2 protein-coding genes (1 of these 2 only partly in view) are annotated in these 21,961 nt (G+C 69.3%); both read right to left on the bottom strand.

What is annotated here, in order from left to right; all coding sequences use genetic code 11:
* Positions 1–13,364, bottom strand: the 5' portion of a protein-coding gene (locus LZC94_20440; protein ID WXB19582.1) for an SDR family NAD(P)-dependent oxidoreductase. 2,959 nt of this gene lie to the left of the window's left edge; 13,364 of the gene's 16,323 nt are visible here — the first part of the coding sequence; the start codon lies at positions 13,362–13,364; its stop codon lies beyond the left edge, outside the window.
* Positions 13,361–21,961, bottom strand: a complete 8,601-nt coding sequence (locus LZC94_20435) for an SDR family NAD(P)-dependent oxidoreductase (GenBank protein ID WXB19581.1) — start codon at positions 21,959–21,961, stop codon at positions 13,361–13,363. The genes LZC94_20440 and LZC94_20435 overlap by 4 nt, the downstream gene beginning before the upstream one ends.

The raw sequence follows: 21,961 nt of genomic DNA, 5'->3' as shown, positions 1-21,961 counted from the left end.
ATGCGCGGCCGTTCGTAGGTGAGGCTGGCGGCGACGCGCCGGAAGTCCTCCAGCATGCCGTCCATGTGGTGAGAATGAAACGCGTGGCTGACCCGAAGCCGCGACGTCTTGCGGCCCAAGGCCGCGAAGTGCTTCTCCACCCGGAGCACCGCGTCGCCATCCCCGCTCACCACCGTGGACGCTGGCGCATTGACGGCGGCGATGGTCGCGATGCCCGCACCGGGCTCGCCGTCGAGCGCACCGCGCACCTCGTCCTCGGACGCTTGCACGGTGAGCATCGTTCCGCCCTGGGGGAGAGCTTGCATCAGGCGTGCGCGTGCACCGACCAGCCTGCAGGCGTCTTCGAGCGCGAGCACGCCGGCCACGTGTGCGGCCACGAGCTCTCCAATCGAGTGCCCCAGCAGAAGATCCGCTCCGAGGCCGTAGCTCTCCAGGAGCCGAAAGAGCGCGACCTCCAGCGCGAACAGGCCCGTCTGCGCAAAGGCCGTCTGATCGAGCCGGGACGCTTCCTCCGAGCCTTCATCGGCGAGCAGCATGTCGCGCAAGGAAGGCCACGGGGGATGCGAAGCCGGGTGCGATGACTCGGCTGTTCCCGACGCTCGCGCGATGTCGAGCTCTCCATCCAGCCGCGCGCAGATGGTATCGAAGGCGTCGTGGAAGACGGGAAACGTCTCGTAGAGCGCGCGTCCCATCGCGGTCCGTTGACTCCCTTGACCCGTGAAGAGCACCGCCAGCTTACCCGCCCGCGCGATACCCGCACCGACCACGCCCGCAAACGTTCGTCCCTGAACGATGCTCTCCAAGGCTGATGCCAGCGTGATGCGATCGTGCGCAACCATCGCAGCGCGATGCTCGAAGTGCGAGCGGGAGGTGGCGAGGGAGTACGCGACATCCGCGAGCTCGAGCTCGGGATGATCCACGAGGTGCACCCGTAGCCGCTCGGCCTGGGCGCGCAACGCGACCTCGCTCTTGGCAGACAACACCACGGGCACCCGCGGCAACGCGGACGACGCCACCGCCACGACCGACGCGGGCGATGCGACCGACGGAAGCCACGACGGCGCTTGCTCGAGAACGACGTGCGCATTGGTCCCCGAGACACCAAACGACGAAACGCCCGCCCGCCGGGGATGCCCGTTCTCCGGCCAAGCAACCGGCTCATTCAACAACCGCATCGCCCCCGCCGCCCAATCGATGTGCGGAGAGGGATTGCCGGCATGCAAGGTCTTGGGCAGCACGCCATGCTGCATCGCCAAAACCATCTTGATCACACCGCCCACGCCGGCGGCCGCCTGGGTGTGTCCGACATTGGACTTGAGGCTCCCCAGCCACAGCGGGCGCTCTTCGGAGCGGGCCTGCCCGTAGGTCGCCAAGAGCGCATGGGCCTCGATGGGATCGCCCAAGGTGGTCCCGGTGCCATGCGCCTCGACGGCATCCACGTCGGCGGGGGTCAGCCGAGCATGGTCGAGCGCCTGCAAAATAACGCGCTCTTGCGCCGGCCCATTGGGCGCCGTGAGCCCTTGGCTCTTACCGTCCTGATTGACGGCGGAACCACGCACCACTGCCAAGATGGGGTGCCCATTTCGGGTGGCATCCGACAGCCGCTCCAAGAGCAGCATGCCCGCGCCCTCGGCCCACGCGGCACCATCGGCCTCCGCGGAGAACGACTTGCATCGACCGTCGGGGGAGAGCGCACGCTGGCGGCTCGAGGTGACGAGGATTCCCGGAGAGGCCATGACGGTCACGCCACCTGCGAGCGCGAGGGAGCACTCACCCTGGCGCAGGGCCTGGCAGGCGAGGTGGATGGCGACCAACGAGGAGCTGCAGGCGGTATCCACGGTGACGGTCGGACCGTGAAATCCGAACGTGTACGCGATCCGCCCCGAGGCGATGCTCGCCGAGCTGCCCATGCTGATGTAGCCCTCGAGATCGTCGGGGCCGTGCAGCAGACGGGCGCCGTAGTCGTTGTACATGACGCCGACGAAAACGCCGGTCTGTGAGCCGTGCAGCGAAATCGGGTCCACCCCCGCGCGCTCGATGGCCTCCCAGGAGGTCTCGAGTAAGAGGCGCTGCTGGGGATCGATGGCGAGCGTCTCGCGGGGGCTGATGCCGAAGAAGGCGGGGTCGAAGAGATCGGCGTCGTAAAGAAACCCGCCTTCGCGCGTGTAGCACTTGCCGTGCGCGTCGGGATCGGGGTCGTAAAGCGCGTCGAGATCCCAGCCGCGGTTCTGCGGGAAGCCGGAGATGGCATCGCGCCCTTCGCGCAGCAGCTCCCAGAGATCTTCGGGGGAGCGCACACCGCCCGGGTAGCGGCATCCCATGGCCACGATGACGATGGGGTCGTCCTCGATGGGGGCGGTTCGGGGGAGGCTTCGGGTGCGGCGAAGGGTCGAAGGCGTCGGAGCGCGATCGAGGAGCAGGGTGGAGAGAAAGCGCGCGAGGGCGGCCGGCGAGGGATGATCGAAGAGAACGGTGGCGTGCAGACGCAGCCCGGTGGCGGCGGAGAGGCGGTTGCGCAGCTCCAGGGCCATCAGGGAGTCGAGGCCGAGCTCGTGCAGCGGCCGATGCGGCTCGAGGGCGACGGACGAAGCGATCCCCAGGACGTCCGCCACCTCCGTGGACACGAGATCGAGCAGCGCGCGGTCGCGATCTTGGGGGGACGCGGCGAGCAGGCGCTGCTCGAGGGACGAAGACGTCTGGGTGTTGGTGGCGCGGGGGCGCGAAAGGGCGGGTCGGACGAGATCGCGCAGCAGGGCGGGTGTGGGCTGTTGGCGTGAGGGCGCGAGGTCGAAGCGTGCGGCGACGAGTGCGGGCTCGGGGCGGGCGAGGGCGAGGTCGAGCAGGGTGAGCGCTTCGTTGGAGGCGAGGGGTTGAACGCCGGAGCGGAGGAAGCGTGCACGATCGGAGTCGGTGAGGTTGGCGGTGAGGGCGCTGGTGTCGGCCCAGTAGCCCCAGTCGAGGGAGAGCGCGGGGAGTCCGCGGGATTTGCGATGGTGGGCGAGGGCGTCCAAGAAGACGTTGGCGGCGGCGTAGTTGGCTTGGCCCGGGCTGCCGAAGACGCCGGCGAGGGACGAATAGAGGACGAAGGCGCGGAGGGGGAGATGTTGGGTGAGCTCGTGGAGGTGGAGGGCGGCGTCGAGCTTGGCGCGCAAGGGGGTCTGGAGTCGCTCGGTTGTGAGAGAGGAGAGGACGCCATCGTCGAGTGCGCCGGCGGTGTGAAAGAGCGCGGTGAGGGGGTGCTCGGGGGGGATGGTGGCGAGGAGGGCCTCGAGGGCGCTTCGCTGGGAGACATCGCCGGCGGCGATGGTGACGTGAGCGCCGGCAGCTTCGAGCTCGCGTTGCAGCGCATCGGCGCCTTGTGCGGTGGGGCCCTGACGGGAGACGAGCAGGAGGTGTCGCACGCCCCACGAGCGGACGAGATGTCGAGCCAGCAGGGTGCCGAGGGTTCCGGTGCCCCCGGTCACGAGGACGGTACCTTCGTGGAGGTCCGTGATCGGGGACGATGGTGTCGGAGATGAAAGCGACAAGGACGACGGCGTCTGCGACGACAGAGAGGACGATGGCGTCAGACGGGCGAGTCGTGGGACGCGTAGGTGGCCGTCGCGGAGCGCGAGCTGGGGTTCGCCGCGCCATGCGCCCGTCTTCGTCAGGGCAACGAGCACCGAGTCCAGTGCGTCGGCCGACGCATGGTGCTCGTCGGTGTCGAGGAGAAAGAGCGGGTGCTGGGGGTTCTCGTTTTGGGCGGAGCGGACCAGCCCCCAGAGCGAGGCGTGAACGAGATCGGCCACGTCATCGCCGGCGTGGGTGGCGATAGCCCTTTGGGTGAGAAAGACGAGCGGACGTGAGGCGAGGCGTTCGTCGGCGAGCCACCGCTGGAGCAGGGCGAGGGCGCCAGCGGCGGCTTGGTGCGCGGAGGCGATCAGGGCGGAGCCGTCCGCGGGGCTGGCGGAGCATCGAACGACGAGGAGATGGGGCAGGCCGTCGGGCTCGTGGGAGCTCAGGGCGTCGAGCGCAGAGAGTGCGGTGCCGTGCTCGAGTCGCAGGTTTAGGGAACGGACGTTTTCGGAGAGGGAAGGTCGCTCGTTCGGGAGCTGGGTCCAATCGAGCCGCAGAAGCGGAAGGTGGTGACCGGCCGCGCGCAAAAGCTCGGGAGCCACGGGTCGGGTGGTGAGCGTATTGACGCGCGCGAGCGGCTCGCCGGTGGTGTCGGCGAGAAAGAGGGCGACGGTACCCTCGATGGGACGTGGCTGAAGGCGCACGCGCAACGAGGAGGCAAAGGCCGAGCGAAGCGCGACATCGGCCCAAGCGAAGGGCAGGTGCACGCCTTTCGCATCGCGGAGCGATTGTGCGGCGAGCACGTGCAGGGCGGAGTCGAAGAGGGCGGGGTGCAAGGTGAAACGCGCGGCATCTTCGGAGCGCGCGTCGGGTAGAGCGACCTCGGCAAAGAGCTCGCCGTCGCGCTCGAAGGCGGCCCGAAGGCCCTGAAAGTCGGGGCCATAGGTGAGGCCGGCATCGGCGAGGCGCTCGTAGAGGCCCTCCAGCGCCAAGGGTGTAGCCCCCGGGGGAGGCCAATCGCGCAGATCGACCTCGAATGGCGAATCGAAGTCGTTTGCTGCGGCGGACGCGGGGAAACCCTCCGCAGCGTCGCGCTGCGCCGACGTACCCGCGGGTGCATCGGGCGCAAGCCAACCGCTGGCGTGCCGGGTCCAGGCATCCTCGGGCGCATCGTGGTGGCGCGCGTGGAAGGTGAGCGAGCGTCGCCCGGTCGAATCGGGCGCGCCGACGGCAAGCTGGAGGAGCACGGCGGCCTTTGGGGAGTGGGATGGGAGCGCGAGGGGCGCTTCCAGGGTGAGCTCCTCGACGCGATCGAGCCCGACGCGGTGGGCGGAGACCAACGCCATCTCGACGAAGGCGGTTCCGGGCAAGATGACGGAATCGAAGACCCGGTGCCCCGAAAGCCACGGGTGCTCTGCGAGCGAGAGCCGTCCGCTGAAGAGATACCCGCCCGAATCGGCGACCGCCGTCGAAGCCCCCAACAGGGGGTGCTCGGCGGACGTAAGCCCGGCCGAGGCCACGTCGGCCTGCCGCGACGACCGTGCCTGCAGCCAGAATCGCTCCCGCTGAAAGGCGTACGTCGGCAGGGCGATCCGGCGAGGAGCCCAAGGTTGGAAGAAGCGTTGCCAATCGACGGGCAGACCGGCGGCATGCAGCTCGCCCAAGGAGAGAAGAAAGCGCGCGGCGTCGCCTTGATCGCGGCGAAGTGTACCCACGGCCGTCGCCGGGACCTGAGCCTGGGCCGCGGTCTCGTGGAGGGCCAACGTCAGCACGGGGTGGGGGCTGCTCTCGATGAAGAACGGGTAGCCGTCTTGAAGCAGGCATTGGGTAGCCTGGGCAAAAAGGACGGTTTGCCGGAGGTTCCGGTACCAGTAGTCCGCATCGAGCGATGCGCCGTCGAGGCGGCCGCCGGTCACGGTGGAGTAAAAGGGAATGGCGCCCGAGCGAGGCGAAAGGCCGTCCAACCGCGAGAGCAATTCGGCCTGGACGGCATCGACGTAAGGACTATGGGAGGCGTAATCGACGCGAACCTTGCGCGCAAAGACGTGGGCGGTGTCGAGCTTGCGGAGCAAGGCATCGACGGCGTCGGGGTCGCCGGAGATCAGGGTGCTGCGGGGACCGTTGACGGCGGCGATGGAGATGCGGTCGTCCAAGGGTGCCAAGTAGGCATGCAGCGCATCGACGTCGAGCTCGACGGCGGCCATGGCGCCGTTGCCTGCGAGGCGGGTGAGCGACTGGCTGCGGAGGGTGACGATCTTGGCGGCGTCCTCGAGCGACAGAGCGCCGGCGACGTAAGCGGCAGCAATCTCGCCCTGGCTATGGCCGACGACGGCGTCGGGCACGACCCCGCAAGCGCGCCAGAGCGCGGCCAACGCGACCATGACGGCAAAGAGCGCTGGCTGCACGACATCGACGCGATCCATCCAGCTGTCGGCGCCGTCTGCGCCACCATCCGCGGTGCCACGCAAGACATCGAGCAGCGACCAATCGACATAAGGGGAGAAGGCGCGTTCGCAAGCTTGCAGCTCGTCGCGAAAGACGTGGGAGGAGTCGAGCAGGGCACGCGCCATGGCGCGCCACTGAGAACCTTGCCCCGGGAAGACGAAAACGCGTTTGCCCGAATGGGTACTGGGATGGGTGACGAGGCGCGCCGTGGACTGACCGCGCGCCAAGGCATCGAGGTCGTCGCGTAGAGCAACGTTGTCACGAGCGACGAGCACGGCACGATGCTCGAAGTGCGAGCGGGAGGTGGCGAGGGAGTACGCGACATCGGCGAGCCGGAGGTCGGGATGGTCGACGAGGTGGGCCCGTAGCCGTTCGGCCTGGGCGCGCAACGCGCCCTCACTCTTGGCCGACAACACCACCGGCAAATCCGGCAACACCGCCGACTCACCCGCCGGCACGGACGGTACACCCGGCGCTTGCTCGAGCACGAGATGGGCATTGGTCCCCGACACCCCAAAGGACGAGACACCCGCACGCCGCGGCCGCCCATTCTCCGACCAAGCAACCGACTCATTCAACAACCGCATCGCCCCCGCCGCCCAATCGATGTGCGGAGAAGGATTGCCAGCATGCAAGGTCTTGGGCAGCACGCCATGCTGCATCGCCAAAACCATCTTGATCACACCGCCCACGCCAGCAGCCGCCTGGGTATGCCCGACATTGGACTTGAGGCTCCCCAACCAGAGCGGGCGTTCCTGCGGTCGCGCCCGCCCGTAGGTCGCCAAGAGCGCATGGGCCTCGATGGGATCGCCCAAGGTGGTCCCGGTACCATGCGCCTCGACGGCATCGATATCGGCGGGGGTCAGCCGAGCATGGTCGAGCGCCTGCAAGATGACGCGCTCTTGCGCCGGCCCATTGGGCGCCGTGAGCCCTTGGCTCTTACCGTCCTGATTGACGGCGGAACCACGCACCACTGCCAAGATGGGGTGCCCATTTCGGGTGGCATCCGACAGCCGCTCCAAGAGCAGCATGCCCGCGCCCTCGGCCCACGCGGCACCATCGGCCTCCGCGGAGAACGACTTGCATCGACCGTCGGGGGAGAGCCCGCGCTGCCGGCTGAAGGCGACGAAGAGGCCCGGCGAAGCCATGACGGTAACACCACCTGCGAGCGCGAGGGAGCACTCACCCTGACGCAAAGCCTGGCAGGCGAGGTGGATGGCGACCAACGAGGAACTGCAGGCGGTATCCACGGTGACGGTCGGACCGTGAAGTCCGAACGTGTACGCGATCCGCCCCGAGGCGACGCTCCCGGAGCTACCCAAGACGAGGTAGCCCTCCAGATCGTCCGGCGCATGCCCGACCCGCGCACCGTAGTCGCCATACATCACCCCAGCAAAAACGCCGGTCTGCGAGCCGCGCAGCGAATCGGGATCGATGCCCGCGCGCTCGATGGCCTCCCAGGAGGTCTCGAGTAAGAGGCGCTGCTGGGGATCGATGGCGAGCGTCTCGCGGGGGCTGATGCCGAAGAAGGCGGGGTCGAAGAGATCGGCGTCGTGAAGAAACCCGCCTTCGCGCGTGTAGCACTTGCCGTGCGCGTCGGGATCGGGGTCGTAAAGCGTGTCGAGATCCCAGCCGCGGTTCTGCGGGAAGCCGGAGATGGCATCGCGCCCTTCGCGCAGCAGCTCCCAGAGATCTTCGGGGGAGCGCACACCGCCCGGGTAGCGGCATCCCATGGCCACGATGACGATGGGGTCGTCCTCGATGGGGGCGGTTCGGGGGAGGCTTCGGGTGCGGCGAAGGGCAGAAGGCGCCGTGACGCCGTCGAGGAGCAGGGTGGAGAGAAAGCGCGTGAGGGCGGCCGGCGAGGGATGATCGAAGAGAACGGTGGCGTGCAGACGCAGCCCGGTGGCGGCGGAGAGGCGGTTGCGCAGCTCCAGGGCCATCAGCGAATCGAGCCCCAGCTCGTGCAGCGGCCGATGCGGCTCGAGGGTGCCGGACGAAGGAATGCCGAGCACCCGGCCGACTTCGGCGCGCACGAGCGCCAGCAGGGCTTGCCCGCGATCGTCGGGCGGCAACGCGAGCAGACGTTGCTGGAGCGACGAGGCCGCCCGTTCGCTCGAGGCAAAGGGTCGCGGCGCGATGGCTCGCACGAGACCCCGGAGCAATGGAGGCAAGGCGCCTTCGTGCGGCGCTCCTTTGCCGAGGGCCGCAAAATCGAAGCGTGCGGCCACGAGGGCTGCGTCCGGGCCCGCGAGCGTCGCATCCGGCAGGGCGAGGGCCGCATCGAAGAGGGCGAGCGCGTCCTTCGAGGAGAACGAGCGCAAACCGCCCCGGGCAAGGCGTCGAATGTCAGCGTCGGTGAGCTGCCCCGTCAATGCGCTGGTGTCCGCCCAGTAGCCCCAGTCGAGCGAGAGCGCCGGCAGCCCCCGCGCCCGCCGATGGTGGGCGAGCGCGTCCAAAAAGACGTTCGCCGCCGCGTAGTTGGCCTGACCGGGGTTGCCGAAGACGCCCGCCAGCGAGGAAAAGAGCACGAACGCCGAGGGCTCCCGCGCCTTCGTGAGCTCGTGCAGGTGCCATGCGGCATCGAGCTTCACGCGCAAAACCGAGTGCAGCTGCTCGGACGTCAGCGAGCCGAGGACCCCGTCATCCAGCACGCCCGCCGCATGCACCACCGCGGTCAGTGGACGCTCGTCGGGGAGGGATGCCACGAGCTCGCGAAGGGCACCCCGATCCGCCACGTCGCACGCCGCGAGGCGCACCCGAGCGCCGGCCTCCTCGAGCTCACCCGCGAGCCTCTCCGCGCCGGGCGCCGCAGGTCCCTGCCTCGAGACGAGAAGGAGGTGCCTGACCCCATGGTTTTGCACCAGATGGCGGGCCAAAAGGCTCCCCAACGTACCGGTGCCGCCCGTGATGAGCACCGTGCCCTCGGGATCCAGCAGCCGAGGCGCGGAGGATGCGGACACCGTGGACGACGCGGATGACGCAGGCGGAGCCCGTCGCGCTAGACGCGGTACGAAGCATCGTCCTTCGCGCACGGCGAGTTGATTCTCGGAGTCGAGCCCCGGGGGCACCGCCCGCGGATCGACGATGGAGAACAACGCGGGACCCGAGGCGGTGGTGCCGTCGGTGTCGACGAGGACGATGGGGACGTCCGGGTGCTCCGATTGCGCCGAGCGCACGAGCCCCCAGAGTGGAGCATGCGCCAGATCGGACACCTCGTCTTCGGGGCGTGCCGCGATGGCGCCTCGGGTGAGCAAAACCAGACGAGAGGACGCAAAGCGCTGCTCGGCGAGCCACGTTCGGAGCAGCGCGAGTGCGCCGGCCGTGGCGTGATGGGCGGCGCCGATCACATCTTCATCCTCATGTGGGGCGACGAACGGAGCGAGGACCACGTCCGGTACCGCAGCGCCCCGTTCGAGCGCGTCGCGCAGCGAGTCGAGATCCGCGTACGGGTGAAGCTGCACCAAGTCCGGAGCCCATGAAGGGTCGCCCAGCACGGCCCAGTGCCGGGGTGCCGAGGACGCTCCGTGCGCACCGCGCAGCTCTCCCTCGAGCCGCTCGCGCGAGGCATCGTTCACCTCCGTCCACTCGACGCGCAACAGCGGATCGGGCGCGAGCGCGTGCCGGAACCTCTCGGGGGATATCGGCCGGCTGGCGAGGCCTCGGAGCCGAGCCATCGGCTCACCGGCCGCATCGGCTACGTCGGCGGCAACGCCACCATCCGCCAAATGCCGAAAGCGCACGCGCACGGCCGGCGCGCCGATGGTTCGCGCTGAATAGTCACTCCACGCAAAAGGCAAAGCGATATCCGGCACCGCGCCATGGGCCCCCACGAAGAGCGCGTGCAAGGCGGCATCGAAGAGGGCCGGGTGCAGAACGAAACGGCGGGCCTGCTCGGCCAGATCTTCGGGTAGAGCGACCTCGGCAAAGAGCTCGCCGTCGCGCTCGAAGGCGGCCCGAAGGCCCTGAAAGTCGGGGCCATAGGTGAGGCCGGCATCGGCGAGGCGCTCGTAGAGGCCCTCCAGCGCCAAGGGTGTAGCCCCCGGGGGAGGCCAATCGCGCAGATCGACCTCGAACTGGGAATCGAAGTCGTTTGCCGCGGCGGACGCGGGGAAGCCCTCTGCAGTGTTGCTCTGCGCCAACGTGCTCGCCGACGCATCGGGAGCAAGCCAGCCGCTGGCGTGTCGGGTCCAGGCATCCTCGGGCGCATCGTGGTGGCGCGCGTGGAAGGTGAGCGAGCGTCGCCCGGTCGAATCGGGCGCGCCGACGGCAAGCTGGAGGAGCACGGCGGCCTTTGGGGAGTGGGATGGGAGCGCGAGGGGCGCTTCCAGGGTGAGCTCCTCGACGCGATCGAGCCCGACGCGGTGGGCGGAGACCAACGCCATCTCGACGAAGGCGGTTCCGGGCAAGATGACGGAATCGAAGACCCGGTGCCCCGAAAGCCACGGGTGCTCCGCGAGCGAGAGCCGTCCGCTGAAGAGATACCCGCCCGAATCGGCGACCGCCGTCGAAGCCCCCAACAGGGGGTGCTCGGCGGACGTAAGCCCGGCCGAGGCCACGTCGGCCTGCCGCGACGACCGTGCCTGCAGCCAGAATCGCTCCCGCTGAAAGGCGTACGTCGGCAGGGCGATCCGGCGAGGAGCCCAAGGTTGGAAGAAGCGTTGCCAATCGACGGGCAGACCGGCGGCATGCAGCTCGCCCAAGGAGAGAAGAAAGCGCGCGGCGTCGCCTTGATCGCGGCGAAGTGTACCCACGGCCGTCGCCGGGACCTGAGCCTGGGCCGCGGTCTCGTGGAGGGCCAACGTCAGCACGGGGTGGGGGCTGCTCTCGATGAAGAACGGGTAGCCGTCTTGAAGCAGGCATTGGGTAGCCTGGGCAAAAAGGACGGTTTGCCGGAGGTTCCGGTACCAGTAGTCCGCATCGAGCGATGCGCCGTCGAGGCGGCCGCCGGTCACGGTGGAGTAAAAGGGAATGGCGCCCGAGCGAGGCGAAAGGCCGTCCAACCGCGAGAGCAATTCGGCCTGGACGGCATCGATGTAAGGACTATGGGAGGCGTAATCGACGCGAACCTTGCGCGCAAAGACGTGGGCGGTGTCGAGCTCGCGGAGCAAGGCATCGACGGCGTCGGGGTCGCCGGAGATCAGGGTGCTGCGGGGACCGTTGACGGCGGCGATGGAGATGCGGTCGTCCAAGGGTGCCAAGTAGGCATGCAGCGCATCGACGTCGAGCTCGACGGCGGCCATGGCGCCCTTGCCGGCGAGGCGGGTGAGCGACTGGCTGCGGAGGGTGACGATCTTGGCGGCGTCCTCGAGCGACAGAGCGCCGGCGACGTAAGCGGCAGCAATCTCGCCCTGGCTATGGCCGACGACGGCGTCGGGCACGACCCCGCAAGCGCGCCAGAGCGCGGCCAACGCGACCATGACGGCAAAGAGCGCCGGCTGCACGACATCGACGCGATCCATCCAGCTGTCGGCGCCGTCTGCGCCACCATCCGCGGTGCCACGCAAGACATCGAGCAGCGACCAATCGACATAAGGGGAGAAGGCGCGTTCGCAAGCTTGCAGCTCGTCGCGAAAGACGTGGGAGGAGTCGAGCAGGGCACGCGCCATGGCGCGCCACTGAGAACCTTGCCCCGGGAAGACGAAAACGCGTTTGCCCGAATGGGTACTGGGATGGGTGACGAGGCGCGCCGTGGACTGACCGCGCGCCAAGGCATCGAGGTCGTCGCGTAGAGCAACGTTGTCACGAGCGACGAGCACGGCACGATGCTCGAAGTGCGAGCGGGAGGTGGCGAGGGAGTACGCGACATCGGCGAGCCGGAGGTCGGGATGGTCGACGAGGTGGGCCCGTAGCCGTTCGGCCTGGGCGCGCAACGCGCCCTCACTCTTGGCCGACAACACCACCGGCAAATCCGGCAACACCGCCGCCGCCTGTTCACCCGCCACGCCCGGCGCAGACGATTCACCCGCCGCGGCTTGCTCGAGCACGAGATGGGCATTGGTCCCCGAGACGCCAAACGACGAAACACCCGCGCGCCGCGGCCGCCCATTCTCCGACCAAGCAACCGACTCATTCAACAACCGCATCGCCCCCGCCGCCCAATCGATGTGCGGAGAGGGATTGCCGGCATGCAAGCTCTTCGGCAACAGACCATGCTGCATCGCCAGCACCATCTTGATCACACCGCCCACGCCGGCGGCCGCCTGGGTATGCCCGACATTGGACTTGAGGCTCCCCAACCAGAGCGGGCGTTCCTGCGGTCGCGCCCGCCCGTAGGTCGCCAAGAGCGCATGGGCCTCGATCGGATCGCCCAACGTCGTTCCGGTACCATGCGCCTCGACGGCATCGACATCGGCGGGAGTGAGGCGTGCACTCTCGAGCGCCTGCAAGATGACGCGCTCTTGCGCCGGCCCATTGGGCGCCGTGAGCCCCTGACTCTTGCCGTCTTGATTGACTGCGGAGCCACGCACCACCGCCAAAACGGGGTGCCCATTTCGGGTGGCATCCGACAGCCGCTCCAAGAGCAGCATGCCCGCGCCCTCGGCCCACGACGAGCCATTCGCCTCCGCGGAGAACGACCTGCACCGACCATCGGGGGCGAGCGCACGCTGGCGGCTGAACGAAATGAAGGGCGCGGGCGTCGCCATGAGCGTGACGCCACCTGCGAGCGCGAGGGAGCACTCACCCTGACGCAAAGCCTGACAGGCGAGGTGGATGGCGACCAACGAGGAGCTGCAGGCCGTGTCGACGGTGACGGTCGGACCGTGAAATCCGAATGTGTACGCGATGCGCCCCGAGGCCACGCTCCCGGCGCTGCCCAAGTCGATGTAACCCTCCAGATCGCCAGGTGCGCTCGGAAGCCGAGCACCGTAATCGTTGTAGATGACACCGGCGAAGACGCCGGTCCGCGAGCCCTCCAGAGTTGCCGGATCGATGCCTGCGCGCTCGAAGACCTCCCAGGAGGTCTCGAGCAAGAGGCGCTGCTGCGGGTCGACGGCGAGCGTCTCGCGGGGGCTGATGCCGAAGAAGGCGGGGTCGAAGAGATCGGCGTCGTGAAGAAACCCGCCTTCGCGCGTGTAGCACTTGCCGTGCGCGTCGGGATCGGGGTCGTAAAGCGCGTCGAGATCCCAGCCGCGATTCTGCGGGAAGCCGGAGATGACATCGCGCCCCTCGCGCAGCAGCTCCCAGAGATCTTCGGGGGAGCGCACGCCGCCCGGGTAGCGGCATCCCATAGCCACGATGGCGATCGGATCGTGCCATTTCTCTTCGGCGGCGCGCAGGCGCTCGTGCGTATCCTGAAGCTCCGTCATGGCCTGCTTGAGGTATGTGCGGAGCTTCTCCTCCGTGGAGCGGTTCTCGCTCATGGCTTCACCTCGGCAAAACCTTTGTCGAACCTCGCGAACAGCTCCTCGTCGCTGGCCGCGTCGAAGTCCATGTGACCGTTGTCCGCGGGCGCACTCCATGTCGCAAGCAGCGCGCGCAGGCGCTGACCGACCTTCGCGCGCAGCGCATCGTCGGCGGTGGTCGCAAGCAGCGAGCGCTCGAAGCGATCGAGCTCCTCGAGGATGGCGACGCGAGGCTCGGCGTCGTGTGGAACGAGCTTCTTCGCCAGGAGCTCGGTCAGCCCGCGGGGCGTCGGGTGATCGAAGAGGAGGGTCGCTTGGAGGCGCAAGCCCGTGAGGGCGGCGAAGCGATTTCGGAGCTCGACGGCCATCAGGGAATCGAGGCCCAGCTCCTGCAGCGGCCGATGCGTGGCGATGCTGCTCGGAGGCGTGATGCCGAGGACGTTGGCCACTTCGGCGCGGACGAGATCGAGGAGCGTGCGCTCTCGGTCCTCGGGCGACATGGGAAGCAAGCGATGCGCGAGCGACGAGGGCGTCCGCTCGTTGGAGGCGAGCGGCCGGGCACCGATCGCGTGGTTCGCGCGCACCATGGATCGGAAGATGGGCGCCAGCGCGGCTCGGTCCTGCTTGCCCAGCGCCGCGACATCGAACCGCGCGGCCACGAGGGTCGGGTCGGGCCGGCCGAGGGCCGCATCGAACAGGGCGAGCGCCTCCAACGACGCGAGAGGGCGCAGGCCATCTCGGGCCATGCGCTGCAGATCGGCGCCCTTGAGATGCGCCGTCAACCCGCTCCGATCGGCCCAGTAGCCCCAGTCGAGCGAGAGCGCGGGCAGCCCTTGCGCCCGGCGATGGTGCGCGAGCGCATCGAGAAATGCGCTGGCCGCCGCGTAGTTCGCTTGGCCGGGGCTGCCGACCACGCCGGCGATGGATGAAAAGAGGATGAACGCGGACAGATCGAGGCCCTGCGTGAGCTCGTGCAGGTGCAGCGCCGCATCGATCTTGACGCGCAGGACTGCGTGGAGCCGCTCGGGGGTCAGCGCGCCCACGATCCCATCGTCCAGCACACCGGCGGCATGGACCACCGCGGTCAAAGGATGGGCGGTCGGGATCGAGGCCACCAGGGCTCGAAGCGCCTCTCGGTCGGCGACGTCGCATGCCGTCACCGTCACCCGAGCCCCCAAACCTTCGAGCTCGCGCGCAAGCGTCTCGGCCGAGGGGGCTGCGGGTCCTTGGCGCGAAACGAGGAGCAAATGCTTTGCGCCGTGCCGTTGCACCAGGTGGCGGGCCAAGAGGCCTCCCAGGGTCCCGGTCCCACCGGTGACGAGCACCGTGCCCGCCGGATCGAGCGCTCGTGGCACGGTCACCACCAGCTTCCCGACATGGTGCGCGCGCGCCAACGTGCGGAACGCCTCGGGCGCATGGCGCACGTCCCACGCCGTGATGGGCGGGGGACGAAGCACCCCGGCCTCGAAGAGGCGGACCAGCTCCACGAGCATCTCTTGGGTGCGCTCGGGGCCGGCCTCGAAGAGATCGAAGGCGCGGTACGTGACGCCGGGATGGTCGGCCGCGACCGTCTCCGGGACGCGGATGTCGGTCTTCCCCATCTCGATGAAACGGCCGCCGCGGGGCAAGAGGCGAAGCGAGGCGTCCACGAACTCGCGCGCCAACGAATCGAGGACCACGTCGAACCCCCGTCCGCCCGTGACGCGCAGGAAGTGAGCTTCGAAATCGAGCGAACGCGAAGACGCGATGCGACCCTCATCGAAGCCCGATCCGCGCAAGGTGCCCCATTTGCCGGGGCTCGCGGTGCCGAAGACCTCGGCCCCCAGGTGGCGCGCGATCTGCGTGGCCGCCATGCCCACACCGCCCGCGGCCGCGTGCACCAGCAGGCGCTCTCCGGGGCCGAGGCGCGCGAGGTCCACCAACGCGTAGTAGGCCGTGAGAAAGACCACGGGAACCGCGGCCGCCTCGCGATACGACCAACCCGCCGGCACACGAACGAGCAGGCGATGGTCGGTCACGGCGATGGGTCCGAAGGCCGCCGGGAGCAACCCCATCACCCGATCGCCCGGCGACACGCGGGTCACCTCGGGCCCTACCTCGAGCACCACCCCGGCACCCTCACCGCCGAGCGGTTTGGGGTCGCCCGGATACATCCCCAGCGCATCGAGCACGTCGCGGAAGTTGAGTCCCGCCGCGCGAACCGAGACCCGCACCTGCCCGGCCGACAGCGGCGCCATGGCCTCCGGGTGCGGGACGAACGCGAGGCTCTCCAAGGTGCCCTTGGTCGTCACGTCGAGGCGCCACGCGGGGGTCGCCGGGAGGCCCAGCGCGTCCTTCGCGCGTGCGGGGCCCAGCCGGGGCACGAGCAGCGCCCCGCGGCGAAGCGCCACCTGGTTCTCACCCGCATCGAAGACGGTCGGGAGCGCGCGCGCCGACGCCTCCGTCCCGTCGATGTCCACCAGGAAGATGGCGTGGTGCGGATTTTCGGTTTGGGCTGCGCGCACCAGGCCCCAAAGCGGCGCGTGAACGAGATCGGAGACGTTCGGATCGGAAGGCGCCAGGGCCGCGCCCCGGGTGAGCACGATTAGGCGGCAGGCGCCGAGGCGCTCGTCCGCGAGCCACGCTTGCAGCAACGCCAGCGCGCGCTCCGTGGCCTCGTGGGCGGCGGCCCTCGGATCCGCCGCGGAGCCCGCGACGAAGGGAGCGACGACGACGTCGGGCCAGGTGGCGTCCTCGCGGAGCGCATCGCGCAACGACGCGAGATCGGGATGGTGCTCGAGCGTCCCGGCGTCTTGCAGGGGCGCCGCCATCGCCGCCAGGGCATCGGGTCCTACGAACGCCCAGCGCTCCGGCCGGGCCGCGGTCGCCTCGTGGCGCACCTCCCGGCTCGGGCTCGCGTCCGAAGGGCCACCCGCCTCGGTCCACCCGACGTGCAGAAGCGCGTCGGCCGGGGCTCCAAGCGCATCGCGCCATTGCTCCCGTGACAAGGGACGTGTGGTGAGCGCCTCGACATGGGCCACCAGCTCGCCGGCGGCATCGGCGAGGGTGAGGGAGATGGCGCCTTCGGGGCTGCGCACGAGGTGAACCCGTAGCAGGGTGGCGCTGGCCGCGTGCACCGACACACCGTTCCACACGAAGGGTAGCCGCACATCGGCGGCGTCGTGAACGGTCTCGGCCACGAGCGCATGCAAGGCGGCGTCGAAGAGCGCGGGATGAAGCGCAAAGCGCCCGGCCTCCCGCGCGAGGTTGGCTGGGAGCACGACATCGGCAAAGAGCTCGCCCGCGCGCTCGTAGATCGCTTCGAGCCCTCGAAACTCCGCGCCGTAGCCGATCCCAGCTCGGGCCAGACGGTCGTAGAGACCCTCGAGCGGCAACGCCGCGGCGCCCGGCGGAGGCCAAGCGCGCAGATCGTGTCGTTCGCTCGCGCCGCGGTCTGCGCTCAAGGTGCCGCGCGCGTGCCTCGACCATGCATCCTCGGGCGCCTCCTCGGGGCGCGCGTGGAGGGTGAACGACCGGCGACCTGCCTCGTCGAGGGCGCCGACCGAGAGCTGCACGAGGACGGCCCCGTGATCGGGCAACGCGAGCGGTGTCTCCAAGGTGAGCTCGTCGATGCGATCGAGCCCGACCCGGTGGGCCGCCATGAGCCCGAGCTCGACGAACGCCGTACCCGGCACGATCACCGTACCCCAGACCTGATGCCCCGCGAGCCACGGGTGCTCGGCGAGCGACAGGCGGCCGGTGAAGAGAAAGCCATCGGAGTCCGCCAGCGCGACGGCGGCGCCGAGCAACGGGTGATCGGCCGGAGCCAACCCGGCCGAGGCCACGTCGGCGTGCCGCGCGCGGGGAGCATCGAGCCAAAAGCGCTCGCGTTGAAACGCGTAGGTGGGCAGCTCGATGCGGCGCGGCTTCCAAGGCCGAAAGAACGCGCTCCAGTCCACGCGCAGCCCGCGGGTATGCAGCTCCGCCAAGTTGAGAAGGATTCTCGCCAAGCGCCCATCACCGCGGTTCAAGGAGCCCACCACCACGGGCGTGCCGCCGACGTTTTCGATCGTCTCATGCAGGGGCAGGGTGAGCGCGCGATGCGGGCTGAGCTCGATGAAGAATCGATGCCCGTCGGCGAAGAGGCGCTCGGTTACGTCCTGAAACCGCACCGTCCAGCGCATGTTTCGGTACCAGTAGCCGGCATCGAGCTCGGTCCCTTCGATCCGGGCGCCGGCCACGCTGGAGTAGAAGGGGACGTGGCACGCGCGCGGCGTGATGCCCGCCATGGCCGACACGAGCTCCTCCTCGAGCTCCTCGACCTGCGCGCAGTGCGAGGCATGATCCCCGCGCGCGCGTTGCGCATAGACGCCCTCGTCCGCGAGCTTCGCCAAAAGCTCGTCGATGGCCCCCGGCTCGCCGGCGACCAACGTTGCCCGCGGGCTGTTGATGGCGCCGATGGCGAGCCGATCGCCAAAGGGCGCGATGTAGCCTTCCACCTCGCGAACCCCCAGCTCCACCGTCATCATCGAGGCCTTGCCCGAGAGCTTGGTCAGCGCCCGGCTGCGCAGGGTCACGATCTTGGCCGCGTCCTCCAGCGAGAGGGCGCCCGCGACATAGGCCGCGGCGATCTCGCCCTGACTGTGGCCGACGACGGCGTCGGGCTCGACCCCCATCGACCGCCAGAGAGCCGCCAGCGCCGCCATCACCGCGAAGAGAACCGGCGGCAAGTTGGCGAGGCGGTCCAGAGAGGGGGTGCCCTCCGGGGAGGTGAGCACGCCCTGCAACGACCAATCGACATAGGGCGCGAAGGCACGCTCGCACGCCTCGATCTGCTCCCGAAACACAGGGGAGCTCGCGAGCAGCGACGCGGCCATGCCCCGCCAATGCGTACCCTGCCCTGGAAAGGCGAAGACGACCTTGCCGTCGCCATCGCCTCGCCCGACCACGGAGCTCTTCGAGGGCTCGCCCTTGGCCAGCGCCGCGAGCGCATCGATCAAGATCGCCCGGTCGTGCGCGACTACCGCGGCGCGATGCTCGAAGTGCGAACGGGTGGTCGCGAGGGAATGGGCGAGGTCGACGAGGTCGAGATCGGGATGGGCCTTGAGGTGCGCGCGCAACCGCCCCGCCTGCGCGCGCAGCGCGTCCTGCGTCTTGGCCGAAAGGAGCACCGGCAAGGACTCCGGCTCCTCCGCCGTGGAGCGCGGCGCCTCGGCGGGATCTCCACCGGAAGCTTGCTCCAGGATGACGTGGGCATTGGTGCCCGATAGGCCGAAGGAAGAGACCCCGGCGCGCCGGGGGACATTCCACGCGGGCCACGATGCCGGCTCGCGGACGACCGCGAGCGGAACATCGTCCCAGGCGATGCGTGGGTTCAGCGCATGCGCGTGGAGGTGCGCTGGAATTCGTCCTCTTTGCAGGGCGACGACGGTCTTGAGCAGACCTGCAACCCCCGCGGCGTACTCCAGGTGCCCGATGTTGGTCTTCACCGATCCGAGCAACAACGGCTCGGTCGCCGCTCGCCCGCGACCGTAGACGGCGTTCAGGGCTTCGACCTCGATCGGATCGCCGAGCGGCGTCCCCGTTCCGTGCGCCTCGACGTACGCCACCGACGACGGCGTGCACCCCGCGTCCTCGAGGGCACGCCGCACCAGCGCCTCTTGGGAGCTCCCACTCGGGACGGTCAAACCGCCGCTCGCGCCATCATGGTTGATGGCCGAGCCGCGGATCCACGCCAGCACGCGGTCGCCGTCGGCGCGGGCTCGGCGGAGGGTTTTGAGGACCACGACCGCGCATCCTTCGCCGCGCCCGTAACCATCGGCGTCCGCCGAAAAGGTCTTGCACCGGCCGTCGTCGGCCAGCGCGTTGGTGCTCGCCAGCCACGTCGACGTGCCGGGCGCGAGGATCAGCGAGGCCCCGCCGGCGATGGCCAAGTCGCATTCGCCGCCGCGCAAGCTCCGGCACGCCAGATGGATCGCCACCAGCGACGACGAGCAAGCCGTGTCCATGGCGAACGAAGGGCCCCGGAGGCCGAGGACGTACGAGATACGTCCCACGGCCACGCTGGGCGCCGTTCCCAGCCCGGAATAGGCGTCCACGTCGTTCGGCGCCGCTGCTTGCGGTCGCACGGCCTCGTACTCGGAGGGACCGATCCCCATGAAGAGGCCCGTTTCGCTCCCCACGAGCGTCGCGGGGACGATGGAGGCGTTCTCGAGGGCTTCCCAGCACACCTCGAGCAAGAGCCGGTAGGTGGGATCGATCCTCTGCGCTTCCCGGGGTGAGATACCGAAGAACGACGCGTCGAAATCGGCTACCTCGCCGAGCAGCGATGCCCGCGCTTCGGCCGGGCGCGCCTTTTCGGCGTCGGGCCACCCCCCCATCGCGGCGCGCTCTGGAGGAATCGGTTGCGCCGTCTCGCGGCCCGCGTCGAGCAAGCTCCAGAATCCATTCAGATCGACGACCCCACCCGGGAGCCGGCAACCGACTCCGACGATGGCGATGGGCTCCGGCTCGTCGCTCGCGCGCGAGCCCGCAAGCCCGCCGCGCGACCGATCGCGCTTCTTCACCACGGTATCGTCCACCCACTCCAGCGCGAGCGCGTCGAGCACGAAGCGCGCGAGGCGGTCGGCGCTGGGGTACGAAAACGCGATCGTCTCCGATACCCGCTGCTCGAGCCGATCGGAGAGCTTCCTCGCCAGTGCGACCATCTGAACGGAACGCAGCCCCAGCTCCATCAGACCCGTGCGATCTGCATCGATTTTGCTCGCCTTCGAAGTCCCGCGCGCTGCGCCTTGCGCGGAGAGCCCGAGCAGCTCCTCCACCTCCGCGAACACGAGCCGGCGTGCCACTCGGAGCCTCTCGCCCGCGGCCACCGCCGTGAGCTGCCGCAGCCACGTCGAAGCGCCCGATTCATCGTGCGCCGGGTTGGAGCCAGGGTCCGCCGCTTCGCCCGCCTGGGACTGCGACGACCCGCCGCGTAGATCCGCCGACGGCCGAACGATGCGATGCGAGACGTCGGGCGCGAACCGCTCCCAAGCGATGGCAACCCCTTGCGCGTGGAGCGCCCCCAGGCCCGCGAGCAACCGCGACCAGCTGCCGCTGTCGCCACCTTGGGCATCGGCGGCCGTAGGCGGATCATCCTCGCGGTCCAGCGATGGAATGCAAACGGAAGGCGCATCGCCGAGGCATTGCGCGACCAGCTTGCTCAACGTGCTCTCGGGGCCGATCTCCACGTAGGCCGAAACCCCGCGCCGCGCGAGTGCGTCGACCGCGTCCATGAACTGGACGGGCTCCAACATCTCGCGCACCCAGTACTCGGCGTCGAACGCCTCCACCTCGCGCCCGCCGTGCAGCGTGCTGACGAACGCGATCTGCGGCGCGGAGTACGCCACCGCCTCGCACACCCGGCGCAGCGGCGGGGCCGCCGGCAGCATGTGCGGCGAGTGAAAGGCATGGGGAGCGCGCATCGGTCTCGTTCGGATCCCCACGGCTCCGAGCTCGCTCGAAACGACCGCGAGCTCGTTCGGGTCCCCGGAGAGCACCACGCTGCCCGGCGCGTTGAACGCCGACACGACGATCCGTCCCCCATGACCGTCGAGGACGGGACGGATCCGCTCGGCGCTCGCATGCACGGCGTGCATGGATCCCGGGATGGCATACTCGCGCATGGCGCGGCCGCGCGCCGCGACCAGTTGCAGCGCGTCACTCAGGGAAAAGACCCCGGCCACGCAGGCTGCCGCATATTCGCCGAGGCTATGTCCGACGACGACGTGCGGGTGCACGCCCCAGGATCGCCATGTGTTGGCGAGCGCATATTGAAGCGCAAAAAGGATGATCTGGTTCTCGGCGGAGTCCGGGACACTCGGGCCGCCCTCTCGGAACATAAGGTCGACCAGCGGCGCGCTCAGCCACGCGTCGGCGTGACGCGCGCACGCCTCGATCCCTCCCCGGAACGTGGCGCACTTCTCGAACAGCGCGCGCCCCGCGCCCGTCAGGTCGCCGCCCTGGCCGCTGAACATGAACGCGATCACGGGACGCCGCTTCACCACCCCGAACGCCCCGAGAGGCGGAACGCGCTTTCCGGCTATTTTTCCGAGGCCCGACACGAGCGCCGCCGCGTCCTTTGCGACCACCGCGGCCCGGTACCGCCGCGCGTCGCCCTTTCCATGGACGACCGCGCAGAGATCTTGCGCAGGCTTCTCCCGCCCATTCTCGAGATCCGCTGCCAGTTCGGCGGCGCCCGCGCGGAGCTCGCGATCGGTCTCGGCGGCGACCGTCCAGAGAAAGGTGGGCCGCTCGTCCTTGCGGCCATCGGCCCACCACGAGGGGGGCGCCGAGAAGGCGCGATCGCGGTGGCGATAGCGTACGTGGAAGCTGCGCCGCGTATAAGGGATGCCGCGATCGTCGCCCAACTCGGAAATGGCCGCGCGTAGCTCGGTATCGAACTGCTGCCGCTGCCCGAAGGGTATTTCCGAGTAGAACGTCTCCGAACGAATCTGCCAGGCCCAATGCCTCTCGAGCGAGTCGTAGTGAGTCTCCGTCTCCTCGGTAATGGTGAGGCCATCGGGCCTCATGAACGAAAATAGATTGTCTACGAGCTCCCGATCGAACGAGGCCACCTTAGAGGCCGCACGCAA

Source organism: Sorangiineae bacterium MSr11954 (assembly GCA_037157815.1).
Taxonomy (GTDB): domain Bacteria; phylum Myxococcota_A; class Polyangia; order Polyangiales; family Polyangiaceae; genus Pendulispora; species Pendulispora albinea.
This window is presented reverse-complemented; position numbering and strand designations above follow the sequence as displayed.